The sequence below is a fragment of the Janthinobacterium sp. HH104 genome, assembly GCF_001758715.1.
Taxonomy (GTDB): domain Bacteria; phylum Pseudomonadota; class Gammaproteobacteria; order Burkholderiales; family Burkholderiaceae_D; genus Janthinobacterium; species Janthinobacterium aestuarii.
The window spans coordinates 469,734-483,742 of sequence record NZ_LRIB01000013.1; the positions used below are offsets into that span (position 1 = coordinate 469,734).

Consider the following 14,009-nt stretch of genomic DNA (forward strand, 5'->3'; position numbering starts at 1 on the left):
CAGTAGTGAAGAAATTACTGACGGTCACTTTGTTCAGTGGCTTGCTGACGTTGCTGCGCATGGCCAGCGGTTTTGTCATTGCCAAGGTTGTTGCGGTGTACACAGGACCGAGCGGCATCGCCATGCTCGGGCAAGTTCAAAGCCTCATCGCCGCTCTCAATGGCGTGGTGGCGGCGCCTGCGGGCAACGGTGTCGTGCGCTATACGGCTCAGCACCATGAAGCTGGTCCGCAGGCATGCGCACCGTGGTGGAAGGCGGCGCTGAACTGGATCTGCTTGTTGATGGCCGTCATGATTCCTGTGATTTGCCTGTGCGCGCAGCCATTGGCCATCTTGGTGTTCGGCGAGGCGCGCTATTTCTGGCTGGTTATCATGGCGGCCCTGGCTTTGCCATTTTCTGCTGCGAATACCTTGATCGCGTCGATTCTCAACGGCCAGCAGCAATATCGTCGCTACGTGGGCTTGGGCATTGTTTCCGTGATGATTGCCACGGTGATTATGGTTGTGCTGGTGGTACACGAGAACCTGAATGGCGCCCTGATTGCGGCAGTTTTATTTTCCGGCATATCCGGCCTTATCATGTTGCTCGGTGTAGTACGGCAGCCATGGTGCCGCCTGCGATTCTGGTGGGGCCGGGCCAGCAAGGCTGAGTTACGTGGTATTGGCGCCTATGTGGTGATGGCGGTGACAACGGCATTGACCATGCCGATGGCCTTGCTTGTAGTACGTAACATTCTGGTCAGCAAAACGGGATGGGAGCAAGCCGGCCAATGGCAGGCGGTGTGGAAGATCTCCGAAGTGTATCTTGGGGTGATCACAATGGCGCTGAGCACGTATTTCTTGCCGAAGCTGGTGTCACTCACCGGTAGTGATGCCATCTTGAAAGAGATCCGCAGCACCGCCAAGATCGTCATGCCGATCGTTGCGCTGCTTGCGCTGAGCGTCTATGTGTTGCGCGATGTCGCGCTCTCCTTGTTGTTTACCGAAGCATTCCGTGCTGCACGTGATCTTTTCGCCATTCAGCTTGTCGGCGACGTGTTAAAAATACTGTCTTTTCTGTATGCCTATCCTATGGTATCGAGAGGCGCCACACGTTGGTTCATGGCTGCCGAAGTGATTTTTGCCCTGCTTTTTATCGTGTTGTCCTATTTTTTGATTGGCCAATATGGCGCGCATGGCGCAAACATTGCCTATGCGGTCAGCTATTTTTTTTACCTGATATTTGCCTGGGCAAACGTTCGGAATTTTTCCCGCTGAGAGGCACTGCGCCGCTCAATTGAAAGCGGACGGTTCCGAAGACCGCGCCGCTGGAGCGTAATACCAGGTAGTGCATTTTCATTCGTTCGTATATATATACCCTGAGAAAGTTACATGAAGATTCTGATTCCTATTTTGATTTTTGCCCGTTCAGGCGGTAGCAGGGTATTGTCCGAGCTGGCGAATGAATGGGTCAAATCAGGAAACGACGTGGCGTTCTTGTGTCCCGACAGTAGCGACGCCCCCTACTTTCCCACCATTGCCCGCATCCTGTGGGTGAATGACAAAGGACAGATTGCGGCCGAGCGCAATCCACTGGCCAAGCCAAGTGGCCGCTATCATTTGCAAGCGCTGTATGCGGGACTGAAGGCCGTGGGGGCGGAATACGAGCTGATTCTGGCTAATCAATCGCTAACGGCATGGCCCGTGGCGCTGGCATCGTGCGGCAACGCCAGGAAGGCCTACTACGTCCAAGCGTATGAGGCGGAATACTATGTCAACATGAAGACCGCCAAGGACCTGGTTTTGGCAGCGATTTCCGCCCTGTCATACCAGTTGCCACTCAAGAAAATCGTGAATGCGCCGGTGTATTTTCGTTATAAAAATCTGCGGGCCAGCGATTTTGTTCCACCTGGAATGGATCTTGACGTCTTTAAACCTTTGGCGGCGCCCCGCGATATCGATAGCACCGAGACCATCATCATCGGCTGTATTGGGCGCCATGAACCTGAAAAAGGCACCATTTACGTATTGCGGGCATTTGAGCAACTGGCGAAACTCGATCCGCGTTTCCGCTTGCGCGTAGCGTATGGAAATTTGCCACAAGGATGGCAGCACGAAAAATGTGAAGTCGTTGTGCCAAAAAGCGATGCGGAGCTGGCCGACTATTACCGCAGCGTCGATATTCTTGTTTCTCCTGGTACGGTCCAGCATGGCGCGCCGCATTATCCCGTGCTGGAGGCACTGGCAACGGGCGCGGCCGTCGTGACAACCGGCTATATGGGTGCGACGCAAGATACTGCCTGGCTTGTGAAAAACAAGGATGTGCAAACCATTGTCGAGCGCATACAGGAATTGGTCCGGGATGGCGCCGCGCGCCGGGCGAAGATCGCCGCCGGATTGCTGACTGCACAGGCGTTTTCGTGGAAAGCCGTTTCGGCCAAGATGATGGCGATTTTCGTGCGTACCCTGTTTGGCGACAACGCGAAAAAATGAAGCCAATACGTTTGACGGACAAATCGCAAATCCGCCTGCTGCTGGGAATTGCATTTTTGCTGGTATGCATCGCCGGTTTTCGGCAAGTGGGATTTGACCGTGATTCCCTGCAATATTTGGAGAGCTACCAAGAATTTGCAGGACTGCTGGGCGCTGACTTGCGGACCCGGGAGCCAACCTTCTGGCTGATCACGGCGATAGCCAAGATGTTGCCCGGCGATGGATTCCGCTGGGTCCTGTTGGCGTATGCTGTTTTGGGAATGGCGATCAACGTCAAGGCCATCCAGAAAATCTCGCCATATCCCATCATGGCGCTGATTTGCTTTGCCTTTTTGTACTTCCCGTTGCATACCATGACACAAATTCGGGCCAGCATCGCTTGTGGCCTGTTGTTGCTGGCGATCCCCGATATTGCGGATCGCCGTCTCAAGGATTTTCTCATCAAGGTGGGGATGGCAACCTTGTTCCATTATTCGGCGATTATTCTGGTTCCCCTTTACCTGATCCGCTTGAACAGGCTCGACTTCAAGCTGTATGCGATTCTGCCGCTGGCCACGCTGGCATTTTCACTGGTGAATGGTTTGCTGTTGCAGGCAATGGCTTTTCTCGCGCTGGCGCTGCCGGAAGTGCTGGGTTACAAGATTTCGATCTATCTGACATTATTGGAGAGCGAGGAAAAGGCGCCCATTAACCTTTTCAGCCTGTACTACCTGAGCGTGCTTTTTGTTTATTATTTGTGCATTTTTAATATAAATAAATTCAGTTCGAAATATGAAGTGCTTTGCATAAAAATACTGGGCTGGTCACTGGGGATTTATTATGCGATGTCTTTCCTGCCGGTAGTCGCTGTGCGTATCTCGGAAATGCTGGGAGTGGTGATTGTCATTGTCATCCCGGCGCTGGTGCACAAGATCAAGGGACGCAATGAGGTGTTGTTGATTACTTATGCATGGCTTTTTGCCATATTTTTCAATAATGTCATCTTGCATGAATTATTCAATTTTTAGGAAAATCGATGGTTTATGATATCGATGCTGTCTTTGTAACATATAGGCCGGATTTTTCTGTCTTTGAACAGGCATTGGATAGTATAAAAAACCAGGTCCGCACAGTTTATATCGTCGATAATTCGGCAAGTGCTGACGTGGCCAACAGATTGCGGGCGCTGGAAACCAGGGTGCCGAATGTGCGCCTGTTGCTGCTGGAGCGTAATGCCGGCATTGCCAAGGCCCAGAACATGGGCATAGCCAAGGCCATGGAGGAGGGCGCGCAGCTGTCCTTGCTGAGCGACCAGGACACTATCTATCCGCATGATTATGTGGCAAACATGCTTGAGAACTACCGCGGTCTTGGCCACGCTGACCGCCTGGGGGCGATTGCCCCGGATTTTCAGGAGGAAAACAAGGCCAGCGGCGAGGGAGAAGGTTTTTTCGAGCTTCAGGGAGTCAACTCGGTCAAGGTGGCGTCTACCCAGTCCTTGGTCGAGGTTGCGCAGGTGATTGCCTCGGGGATGATCATCAATAATGCGGCCCTGGCCCACGTGGGCATGATGGACGAGGAGCTGTTTATCGATTGGGTCGATTTTGAGTGGTGCTGGCGCGCGCGTGCGCATGGCTATCGTATCATCGGCTGCCGCAATGTGGTCATCCGCCATACCTTGGGTGACGGCGCCGTGAAGGTGGGAGCTAAGACGTATTCGCTGCATACACCGCAGCGCAATTATTATATTGTCAGGAATGGTATTGCCATTGCATTGGGCAAGAAATATCTGGGAGCGGGTGTGCGCCTGGGGATTTTTCTCAAATCGTTACGCTATATGGTGGCGTTCAGTATGTTTGGTGATCAGCATCTGAAAAATCTTGTGTATTGTTGCCGGGGCTTTGCGCATGGTGTCATTGGCCGCCTGGGACCGCTTGAAAATTAGAATAAGATGATAGCCGTATGCCGAAAATAAGCGTTTGCATGGCCGTATATAACGGCGAAAAATATATTCTGGAGCAAATTGAATCGATACTCGGACAACTGTCCGCTGACGACGAATTGATTGTATCGGATGACGGGTCGACCGACTTGACGCTGGAGAAGATCCGCTCATGTGGCGATGCACGCATTCGTATGATTGCCAATGAGCTCGACAAGGGGTATAGCGGCAATTTTGAACATGCCATTCGGCACGCGACAGGCGAGGTGATCTTTCTGTCCGACCAGGATGATGTCTGGCTTGCCGGCCGGGTACAGAAAATGTTGGCCGCTCTGGAACGTTGCGACATGGTGGTGTGCAACGCGCAGTTTACGGACGATGTATTGACACCACTGGATACGACTTTGTTTTCCCTGCGTGGCGGCGGCCAGGGGTTCTGGAAAAATCTGTTTAAATCCCGGTATCTGGGCGCTTGCATGGCCTTTAAGCGTAGCATTCTGCGCAAGGCGCTGCCCTTTCCCGGCAATCGAAAACTGTGCCCGCACGACCTGTGGCTGACCCTTGTCGCCGAACTTTATTATCGGGTCGAACTTATTGAGGAGCCGTTGATCCTGTATCGCCGTCACGGTGCGAACGTCTCGAGTGGCGGTAGTGCCAGTACTAATAGTTTCTTTAACAAAATGCAGTTCCGGGCATATTGCCTGTTGAAAGTGCTCGGCAGGGCATAATTCCAACCATCAGATTCATTACGTAAGAAAGAAGAATGGCATGAACCAAACAGTACTCATTACGGGCGGCGCGGGTTTTATCGGACAACGCTTGTGCCGCGCCTTCCTTGGCCAGGGTATGCAGGTGCGCGTGCTGGACAATTTCAGCCCGCAGATTCATGCGAGCGATGTCCTGCCTGACGATCTGGCCGGGAAGGTTGAACTGATCAAGGCCGACGTACGTGACCGCGATGCGATGAAACAGGCACTGACAGGTGTCCATGCCATCGTGCACCTGGCTGCGGAAACAGGCACCGGTCAATCCATGTATGAAATCGACCGTTATTTCAGCGTTAACGTGCAGGGGACCGCCACGATGCTCGATCTATTGCAGAACGAAGATTGCACCAAGGATTTGCGCTCCATCGTCGTCGCCTCGAGTCGCGCCGTATATGGAGAAGGTGCTTACCAGTGCGCATCGCATGGCACCGTGTTCCCGCACCAGCGTACGCGCGAACACCTGTCGGCTGGGATGTTTGAGCCTGTCTGCCCTGTCTGCGTCAAGCCGGTGGCGCTGCTGCCGACGACGGAGACGGCACCGTTCCTGCCGATGTCGATGTATGGCCTGACCAAACAGGTACAGGAACAGGCCGTGCTGTTATTTGCGCGTACCCGCGGCATCAACGGTTTTGGTCTGCGCTATCAGAATGTGTATGGCCCGGGCCAGTCGTTGAAGAACCCGTATACCGGGATCCTGGCGGTGTTTTCGAATCTGGCGCGGCAGAATCAACTGATCGAAATCTATGAAGATGGCGAAGAGTCGCGCGACTTTGTGTATATCGACGATGTTGTTGAAGCAACCGTGCGTAGTGTCAACCACGCTGGCCCTTTTGTCGGCGCGCTCAATGTCGGTTCCGGACAAGCCACCAGCGTGATGACCGTCGCGCAAGAGATCAAGCAATTCTTTAACAGCGATAGCGAGATCACCGTCACTGGCGCATTCCGCGTCGGCGACATTCGCCATAATATCGCTGATGTTTCGGTTGCCGCTGATGTCCTGGGCTTTACGCCGGGCGTGCAGTTCAAGGATGGCCTGAAGCATTTCCTGACCTGGGCCTCGCAGCAGCCGGCAGAAGACAAGGCCGCCTATGCGCGTTCGGTCAGTGAACTTGCCGACAAGGGGCTGATGGGCTCCAGCCGTCAACCATGACGTTAAAAAAAACCTTGCTGGCCGATCTGGCACGGCAATATGCGGCCAATGGCCAGCCTGGCCGCGTGCCGGGCATCATGGGCGTGATGCTGGGGGCCCTGTCGCCCCGCTTCGCGCCGGTGGTGATTTTTCGGCTGTCCCACTGGTTTTATCAGCATAAGCTGTCACCGCTGGCCAAGCTGTTCTCGTTGCTGAATTTTGTCGTGTTCGGTCTTGAAATCGCCATTCGCTGCGATATTGGCAAAGGCTTGTATCTTCCGCATACCCAAGGCACGGTGATCGGTGTGAACAGTATTGGAGAAAATGCCACGATTTATCATAATGTCACCTTTGGCGCGCGAGAAATCGATGTGAATTTCTCCGAGCAGTCGCGTCCCACGGTGGGCGATAACGTGATCGTCGGTTCCGGCGCCAAGATTCTTGGCGGCGTCATGATCGGTAATGGTGCCCGCGTGGGCGCCAATGCCGTGGTGCTTGCCGATGTACCAGCAGGCGCCACCGTCGGCGGTATTCCAGCAAAAATTCTCAGGCAAGGCGAAGTCACATGATTCAACAGGGAGCGCGCGTTTTATTTATTTCTCCGCGGACGTTCGATTACGAGAAAGAAATCAAGGCTGAATTGGAACTGGCGGGCTGTCAAGTCGACTGGCATGATGACCGTCCAGCATCGACGCCGCTGGTAAAGGCATTGATACGTTTTCGGCCAGAGTTGGTGGCCACCATGTGCGACCGTTATTTCGACCGTATCATTCATGACGCACGTGGCATTGTCTATGATGTCGTGTTTGTCATCAAGGGCGAAGCTATCTCTGCGGAGCGGCTCAGGATGCTGCGCGAAAGCCAACCAACAGCACGGTTCCTTTACTATTCGTGGGATTCCTTAAAAAATTTCAAGAATGGCGAAGTCAAGCTATCGTACTTTGACAAGGCATACAGTTTCGACCGGCTAGACACCATCAATATCCGGCACGTGCGGCACCTGCCCCTGTTTTATATCAGTGTCTATGAAGCGATGGCGGCCAAACAGGCGGAAAAAAACACCAACGATATTGGCATGCTGTTTCTTGGCACCGTGCATTCCGACCGCTACGCCGTAGTCCGGCGCATTGTGGCGGCGGCGCAACGCGTGGGCATGACGCTGCCCGTCTACACGCATTTTTATTATCAAAGCAAATGGGTGATGGCGGTCCGAAAATTGTTTGACCGGGATTTTCGCGCCATACCGTGGAAAGATGTCCAATGGCACTCGCTGAACAAGCAACAGATTCTCGACTTGTTTTCGCGTAGCGAGATCGTGCTCGACATTCATCATCCTGGCCAGACGGGTTTGACGATGCGTACAATCGAATGTCTGGGGGCCGGTAAAAAAATGATCACGACGAATGCCGATGTCGTCAGTTATGATTTTTACCGCCCCGAGAATATCTTGGTGGTGGATCGCCAAGCGACCGACTTGCCCGTAGATTTCTTGCGCACACCCTGCGTCCGCTTGCCTGAAGATATGTACCGCCGCTATAGCCTAAGAAGTTGGTTGGCTGAAATTTTTGCCTAGTCAGGCTGAGATTGCTACGGCCAGCTTGGGGCCGTAGCGATCTCAGCTCGTCTTTTCCCCGTAACAATGCGGGCAAGACACCTCATACACATATTCCGGCGCCAGTTGCTGGCGCGGGGTGACGACGGCGCGGCAGACGAAACATTGCACGGTTTCCGTCGGTTCCAGTTTCGGGTTCAGGGCCGTGCGGTAGTCGAACACGAAGCAGTCGCCCGTGTAGTGCTCGCCGCCCACTTCTTCGAAATACTTGAGGATGCCGCCGTCGAGCTGGTACACGCTGTCGTAGCCGATTTCCTTCATGTGGATGGCGGCCTTTTCGCAGCGGATGCCGCCCGTGCAGAAGGTGACGACGGTCTTGCCTTCCAGCTCGTCCTTGTGGGCGGCGGCCACGGCCGGGAATTCCGTAAACTTGTCGATCCGGTAATCGAGCGTGTTGTTGAACGTGCCCACGTCCACTTCAAAGGCGTTGCGCGTTTCCATCATGACCACGGGTTTGCCCGTATCGTCGACGCCGGCGTCCAACCAGCGCTTGAGCGTGTGCGCGTCGACGGACGGGGCGCGGCCCAGTTCCGGCTTGATCAGCGGCATGCGCATGGTGATGATTTCTTTTTTCAGCTTGACTAGCATGCGCTTGTGCGATTGCTCGTTCGACAAGCTTTCCTTCCATTCCAGATCGGCCAGACGCTCATCGCTGCGCACCCAGGCGAGGAAGCTGTCGATATGCTCGCGCGTACCCGACAGGAACATATTGATGCCTTCCGGCGTCAGCAGGATCGTGCCCTTCAGCTCCAGCGCCAGGCATTGCTCCTGATACAAGGGGCGCATGGCTTCCGTATCGTCGAGCGTGATGAATTTATACGCGGCGATATTGACAAACGTGGCGGCCAGCGGGCTGGCGGCGGCGGAAACAGCGGGTGTTGCTGGGGTGATGGCTTGCATGATGGCGATCGGCTTAGACTGAACAGCCGATATTATAAGCCCGACAGGCCTGGCAGGATACCCGGTCCGCACGCGCGACGCGGTAGAATAGACCCCATTGAATTTTGCACGAAACGGTACACAGGATGGAAATGGTAATGCAAGAGGCCGGCGCTCCGGCAGGTTCACAGCAAGCGATGCAGCCCGGTCCTGCTTTCGTCCATTTGCGCGTGCACTCGGAGTACTCGATCGTCGATGGCCTGGTGCGCATCGACGACGTCGTCAAGGCGGCGGCGAAGGACAAGCAGGTGGCGCTGGCCGTCACCGACCTGTCGAACCTGTTTGGCATGGTCAAGTTCTACAAGGAAGCGCGCGGCAAGGGCATCAAGCCCATCGTCGGCGTCGACGTGTGGATCACGAATGACGATAACCGCGAAAAACCGTCGCGCTTGCTGTTGCTGGCGAAAAACCGCATGGGCTATCTGCAGCTGTGCGAACTGCTGTCGACGGCCTGGCTGACGAACCAGTACAAGGGCCGCGCCGAGTTGCGCATCGAGTGGCTGCAGGCGCTGGCGACGAATACCTACGACCTGTACCCGGGCGAAAGCGCGGCCAATGGCTTGATCGTGCTGTCCGGCGCGCACTTCGGCGATGTCGGTACCGCCATCGAGAATGGCAACCTGGCCCTGGCCGAGCGCAATGCGCAGCGCTGGGCCGAGATTTTCCCCGGGCATTTCTATATCGAAATCCAGCGCGGCGGCCAGGCCAACCAGGAAGCGCAGGTGCGCCATGCGGTGGCCCTGGCGGCCAAGCTGGGCCTGCCAGTGGTGGCCACGCATCCCGTGCAATTCATTTCCCCTGAAGAATTTATTGCCCACGAAGCCAGGACCTGTATCGCCGAAGGCGAAATGCTGGCCAACGCCAAGCGCGTGAAACGGTTTAACGACAGCCAGCGCTTCCTGTCGCAGGCCGACATGGCGGAACTGTTTGCCGACTTGCCGGCCGCGCTGGCCAATTCCGTGGAAATCGCCAAGCGCTGCAATCTGACCCTGACCCTGGGCAAGCCGCAACTGCCGAACTTCCCCACGCCGGACGGCATGACGATCGACCAGTTCCTCGTCGCCGAATCGCAGGCGGGCCTGGAAAAACGCTTGTTGCAGCTGTATCCCGACCCCGAGCGCCGTGAAAAGGAGCGTCCGCGCTACGAGTCGCGCCTGAAATTCGAGACGGATACGATTTGCAACATGAAATTCCCCGGCTACTTCCTCATCGTGGCCGAGTTTATCCAGTGGGCCAAGGAAAACGGCGTGCCCGTCGGTCCGGGCCGCGGTTCGGGCGCGGGTTCGCTGGTCGCGTATTCGCTGCTCATTACCGACCTTGATCCATTGCAGTACAACCTGCTGTTCGAGCGCTTTTTGAATCCCGAACGCGTCTCGATGCCCGACTTCGATATCGACTTTTGCCAGGAAGGGCGCGACCGCGTCATTCAGCACGTCAAGGATTTGTATGGCAAGGAGGCGGTCTCGCAGATCGCCACCTTCGGTACCATGGCGGCCAAGGGCGCGATCCGCGACGTGGGCCGCGTGATGGATTTCGGCTATAACTTCTGCGACGGCATCTCGAAGCTGATCCCGTTCAAGCCGGGCAAACCCGTGTCGATCGCCGACGCCATCGAGGAAGAACCGCTGCTCAAGGAGCGCCTGGAAAACGAGGAAGAGGTCAAGCAGCTGCTGGACCTGGCGCAGCAAGTCGAAGGCATCACGCGCAATATCGGCATGCACGCGGGGGGCGTGTTGATTGCTCCCGGCAAGCTGACGGATTTCTGCCCGCTGTACACGCAGGGCGGCGATTCCGGCGTCGTGTCGCAGTATGACAAGGATGACGTGGAGGCCGTCGGCCTCGTGAAGTTCGACTTCTTGGGTCTGACGACCCTGACGATTCTCGACCGCGCCGTGCGCTACATCAAGCAGCTCGATCCCGCGCAGGCGAATTTCGACCTGGCGACCTTGCCGCTGAACGACAAACCGTCGTACGACTTGCTGACCAAGGCCAAGACCGTGGCCGTGTTCCAGCTTGAGTCGCGCGGCATGCAGGGCATGCTGAAAGACGCGCGTCCCGACCGTTTCGAAGACATTATTGCGCTCGTGGCTTTGTATCGTCCGGGCCCGATGGACCTGATTCCCGATTTCTGCAAGCGCAAGCACGGCGAACGCTTCGATTATCCCGATCCGCGCACGGAATCGATTCTGTCCGAAACCTACGGCATCATGGTGTATCAGGAGCAGGTGATGCAGATGGCGCAGATCGTCGGCGGCTACTCGCTGGGCGGCGCCGACATGCTGCGCCGCGCCATGGGTAAGAAGAAGGCCGAAGAGATGGCCGAGCACCGCGAGATCTTCCGCGCCGGTGCGGCGAAAGATGGCTTGACGGCGGAAAAGGCCGACGAGATCTTCGACTTGATGGAAAAGTTCGCCGGCTACGGTTTCAACAAATCGCACGCCGCCGCCTACGCCTTGCTGTCGTACCACACGGCTTACCTGAAGGCGCACCACACGGCCGCCTTCATGGCCGCCAACTTGTCGCTGGCCATGGACGACACGGACAAGATCAAGATCCTGGTGGAAGACTCGCTGGAAATCTGCAAGCTGACCTTGTTGCCGCCGGATATCAACGAATCCGATTACCGCTTCACGCCGAGCGGCGCGCCGCCGTCCGTGAGCGGCAAGAAAGTCACGCAGATCCGCTACGGCCTGGGTGCCGTGAAAGGCTCGGGCCAGAACGCCATCGAAGCCATCATCGCCGCGCGCGAAGCGGGTGGACCCTTCACGAGCCTGTTCGATTTCTGCAAGCGCGTGGATAAAAAACAGATCAACCGCCGCACCATCGAGTCGCTGATCCGCAGCGGCGCCTTCGATTGCCTGAAGGTCGACCGCGCCATCCTGCTCGCATCCGTCGCGTTCGCCATGGAATGCGCCGACCAGGCCGCCAAGGCGGCCAACCAGGTGAGCCTGTTCGGCGGCGACGACAGCGACATGGTGGCGCCGCCCGAGTACGTCAAGGTACCCGTGTGGACCGATAAACAGCGATTGACGGAAGAAAAGATCGCACTGGGCTTCTACCTGTCCGGCCACCTGTTCGATTCGTATGCGCCCGAGGCGCGCCGTTTTGCTCGCACGAAATTGTCGGAACTGTCGCCGTCGCGCGAACCGCGCATGATGGCCGGCGTCATCACGGGCTTGCGCACGCAGATGACGCAGCGCGGCAAGATCCTCATCGTCACCCTGGACGACAAGAGCGGCACGGTGGAAGTGACGGTGTATGGCGAATTATTTGACTCCAACCGGAAAATCTTCAAGGAAGATGAATTCCTGGCCGTCGTGGGCAAGGTGTCGGAAGACCGTTTTTCGGGCGGTTTGCGCATCACGGCCGAGAGCGCCTTCGACATCATCGCCGCGCGCGTGCAGTATGGCCGCCAGCTGGGCCTGACCTTGCCGGCCACCCTGGATGCCAAGCGCATCCGCGACGTGATCATGCCGCACCGCGCCGAGACGGGATTGCCGATCGCCGCGCGGGTCAGCCCGCAAGGCGTCAGTTGCGTGCTGCAGTTTGGTGACGAGTGGAAAGTGGCGCCATCGGATGAGCTGCAGATGGCGCTCGAGCAAATGCTGGGCGCACAAGAGGTGGCGGTCGAATACTGACCGGCACCGTCTGGCGCATACAACAAAGCCAAACCGCAGACATGCTGGTTTGGCTTTTTTCGTTTACATGTCTTTCAGGCCCGTGATCGCATAGCCTTTGGCGGCGATCTGCTGGTGCGGCTGTTCGATATGGTAGTCGGGCAAGATCTCGGCATCGTCGGCCACTTCGCTGGCGCGTGTTTCGAGCTGCCAGTCGGTATTGGTTACTTCTTCCGGAATGAGCTTTCCTTCCGGCACGGCGAGGTAGGAAAAAATGCCGTCGTGCTCGGCCCGGCGGTAGATGTCTACGCGCATGAATGCCTCCTAGTAAGCGTTGGGGGAACCGGTGCACCGCAGTGCATGCCGATAGCGCTAGCGTAACAGGATTGTGCCGTGCACGGGTTGTAGCGTGTGCCGCAGGAGCAGGGACGCTCAGGCGATGGCGGAAGCGTAGTCGTCGTCTTCGCCGAGCATGGCCGATTGCCGCACCCCGCCGGCGGCGGCCGCAGCGTTTGCCGTGGCGACTCGCAACGGGCTGCGATGGGCGTCGAGGCCGCTGCGCAGGCTGGCGATCATGGCCAGTGTCAGTTCGTGGCGCTTGCGTGCTTCCGAGCGTTTTTTGGAAGGAATGTCTTGCAGCGCAGGCAAGGGCAGGTTTTCGCACGCTAATTCAAAATCGCCATCCTGGCGCACTTGCGCGCCCAGTTCTTGCCATAGCGCATTGTAGTCGGCGAATAGACGGCCTTTCTTGGCGGAATGATGCACGGCGCGGTTGATATTGCCGACAAGCAGCATCTTGCGGCAGCCGTGTTCGTATCCCAGCTGGCGCACCAAGCGCACCATCAGGGTCTTCGGACGCATGCCGTGCAAGTCGCGCGTTGCCTCGCGCACGCGGTGCGCGCTGTCCTCGCCCTTCGGGCCTTGCAGGCAGCCGATGCGCATGCCCAGGGTGGCGCGCAGCTGGCTGCCGAAGAAGGAAAAGGCGATCGAATACAGCACGTCGTCGTCATGCATCAGCTGCAGCACCATCTCGCCTTCGCGGTCCATCGGATGCAGCGAACACAGTTGCAAATGGTAGGGTGCACCCGACTTGCCCGCCACCGTGCCCAGGCGTACGGGCCCGTGCGCCGCTTGGCTCATCAGCTTGCCCCAGCCCTGCTGCAAGATGAAATGGTAGTGCTCGGTCAGCAATTCCACGCGCTGCTGGCAATTCAAGGTCAGGCTCAGGTACGGGCGGTAGACCTTGTGGATCATGTGCGGATAGGCTTGCACCAGATCATGAAACACCGGATGCGAGTTCAGCAGTTGTAGCCAGCGGCGGGTCTGGCGCTGTTGCACGCGGGCGCGCAGATGCAGCTTGAGCAGTTCGCGCCAGCGGCGCATGCCACTCGGCATCGCCATCAAGCCGTCAGACAGGGTAATAGTTGGCATCATCGTGGCGTGGAGTTACAAGGCAAGGCGTGCCGCATGCATGGGAGGGATGGTCATGGTCGGAAAACCATGTCATCTTATGCACGCCATCTCCTCCTGTAAATTGGCGAAACAGCGTACGG

The 14,009-nt window shown here is 56.9% G+C and carries 12 protein-coding genes; 9 read left to right on the top strand and 3 right to left on the bottom strand.

What is annotated here, in order from left to right:
- Nucleotides 1–5 precede the first annotated feature (5 nt).
- The 8 genes from JAB6_RS02990 to JAB6_RS03025 all read left to right on the top strand — a co-directional run bounded on the left by JAB6_RS02990 (nt 6) and on the right by JAB6_RS03025 (nt 7,861).
- The gene (locus JAB6_RS02990; protein ID WP_070301307.1) at nt 6–1,256 is read left to right on the top strand and encodes an O-antigen translocase; all 1,251 of its coding nucleotides are present in this window, start codon (nt 6–8) and stop codon (nt 1,254–1,256) included.
- A gap of 114 nt (nt 1,257–1,370) precedes the next feature.
- The gene (locus JAB6_RS02995) at nt 1,371–2,471 is read left to right on the top strand and encodes a glycosyltransferase family 4 protein (protein WP_083292493.1); all 1,101 of its coding nucleotides are present in this window, start codon (nt 1,371–1,373) and stop codon (nt 2,469–2,471) included.
- Nucleotides 2,399–3,478 carry an EpsG family protein gene (locus JAB6_RS03000; RefSeq protein ID WP_139143260.1) on the top strand — a complete coding sequence of 360 codons (1,080 nt, stop codon included), beginning with the start codon at nt 2,399–2,401 and terminating at the stop codon, nt 3,476–3,478. The genes JAB6_RS02995 and JAB6_RS03000 overlap by 73 nt, the downstream gene beginning before the upstream one ends.
- Before the next feature lie 8 nt (nt 3,479–3,486).
- Nucleotides 3,487–4,395 (top strand): glycosyltransferase family 2 protein, encoded by a 909-nt coding sequence (locus tag JAB6_RS03005; RefSeq protein ID WP_070301310.1) that lies wholly within the window; start codon nt 3,487–3,489, stop codon nt 4,393–4,395.
- A 17-nt stretch (nt 4,396–4,412) separates the two neighbouring features.
- Nucleotides 4,413–5,120 (top strand): glycosyltransferase family 2 protein, encoded by a 708-nt coding sequence (locus JAB6_RS03010; RefSeq protein WP_070301311.1) that lies wholly within the window; start codon nt 4,413–4,415, stop codon nt 5,118–5,120.
- A 40-nt stretch (nt 5,121–5,160) separates the two neighbouring features.
- Nucleotides 5,161–6,309 (top strand): NAD(P)-dependent oxidoreductase, encoded by a 1,149-nt coding sequence (locus JAB6_RS03015; protein WP_070301312.1) that lies wholly within the window; start codon nt 5,161–5,163, stop codon nt 6,307–6,309.
- A complete protein-coding gene (locus JAB6_RS03020) occupies nt 6,306–6,857 on the top strand; it encodes a serine O-acetyltransferase (protein ID WP_070301313.1) in 552 nt (183 codons plus the stop codon). Before JAB6_RS03015 ends, JAB6_RS03020 begins: the two co-directional genes overlap by 4 nt.
- The gene (locus JAB6_RS03025; protein WP_070301314.1) at nt 6,854–7,861 is read left to right on the top strand and encodes a hypothetical protein; all 1,008 of its coding nucleotides are present in this window, start codon (nt 6,854–6,856) and stop codon (nt 7,859–7,861) included. The genes JAB6_RS03020 and JAB6_RS03025 overlap by 4 nt, the downstream gene beginning before the upstream one ends.
- Before the next feature lie 42 nt (nt 7,862–7,903).
- Here the strand turns inward: JAB6_RS03025 and JAB6_RS03030 are convergent, their stop codons facing one another.
- Nucleotides 7,904–8,800, bottom strand: a complete 897-nt coding sequence (locus JAB6_RS03030; RefSeq protein WP_070301315.1) for a sulfurtransferase — start codon at nt 8,798–8,800, stop codon at nt 7,904–7,906.
- Between the two features lie 137 nt (nt 8,801–8,937).
- Here JAB6_RS03030 and dnaE point away from each other — a divergent pair, with 137 nt between their 5' ends.
- On the top strand, nt 8,938–12,477 hold the full coding sequence (dnaE, locus tag JAB6_RS03035) for a DNA polymerase III subunit alpha (protein ID WP_070301316.1): 3,540 nt from the start codon (nt 8,938–8,940) through the stop codon (nt 12,475–12,477).
- A gap of 63 nt (nt 12,478–12,540) precedes the next feature.
- Here dnaE and JAB6_RS03040 read toward each other — a convergent pair whose 3' ends face one another.
- Entirely contained in the window at nt 12,541–12,771 is a 231-nt protein-coding gene (locus JAB6_RS03040) for a DUF6139 family protein (RefSeq protein WP_034747058.1), read from the bottom strand.
- A 117-nt stretch (nt 12,772–12,888) separates the two neighbouring features.
- On the bottom strand, nt 12,889–13,890 hold the full coding sequence (locus JAB6_RS03045) for a VirK/YbjX family protein (RefSeq protein ID WP_070301317.1): 1,002 nt from the start codon (nt 13,888–13,890) through the stop codon (nt 12,889–12,891).
- Between the last annotated feature and the right edge of the window lie 119 nt (nt 13,891–14,009).

Excerpts from the sequence above, each read along its gene's own strand:
- JAB6_RS02995 (WP_083292493.1), top strand. The coding sequence starts at position 1,371 with ATGAAGATTCTGATTCCTATTTTGATTTTTGCCCGTTCAGGCGGTAGC.
- JAB6_RS03005 (WP_070301310.1), top strand. The coding sequence starts at position 3,487 with ATGGTTTATGATATCGATGCTGTCTTTGTAACATATAGGCCGGATTTT.
- JAB6_RS03010 (WP_070301311.1), top strand. The coding sequence starts at position 4,413 with ATGCCGAAAATAAGCGTTTGCATGGCCGTATATAACGGCGAAAAATAT.
- JAB6_RS03015 (WP_070301312.1), top strand. The coding sequence starts at position 5,161 with ATGAACCAAACAGTACTCATTACGGGCGGCGCGGGTTTTATCGGACAA.
- JAB6_RS03020 (WP_070301313.1), top strand. The coding sequence starts at position 6,306 with ATGACGTTAAAAAAAACCTTGCTGGCCGATCTGGCACGGCAATATGCG.
- JAB6_RS03025 (WP_070301314.1), top strand. The coding sequence starts at position 6,854 with ATGATTCAACAGGGAGCGCGCGTTTTATTTATTTCTCCGCGGACGTTC.
- JAB6_RS03030 (WP_070301315.1), bottom strand. The coding sequence starts at position 8,800 with ATGCAAGCCATCACCCCAGCAACACCCGCTGTTTCCGCCGCCGCCAGC.
- dnaE (WP_070301316.1), top strand. The coding sequence starts at position 8,938 with ATGCAAGAGGCCGGCGCTCCGGCAGGTTCACAGCAAGCGATGCAGCCC.
- JAB6_RS03040 (WP_034747058.1), bottom strand. The coding sequence starts at position 12,771 with ATGCGCGTAGACATCTACCGCCGGGCCGAGCACGACGGCATTTTTTCC.
- JAB6_RS03045 (WP_070301317.1), bottom strand. The coding sequence starts at position 13,890 with ATGATGCCAACTATTACCCTGTCTGACGGCTTGATGGCGATGCCGAGT.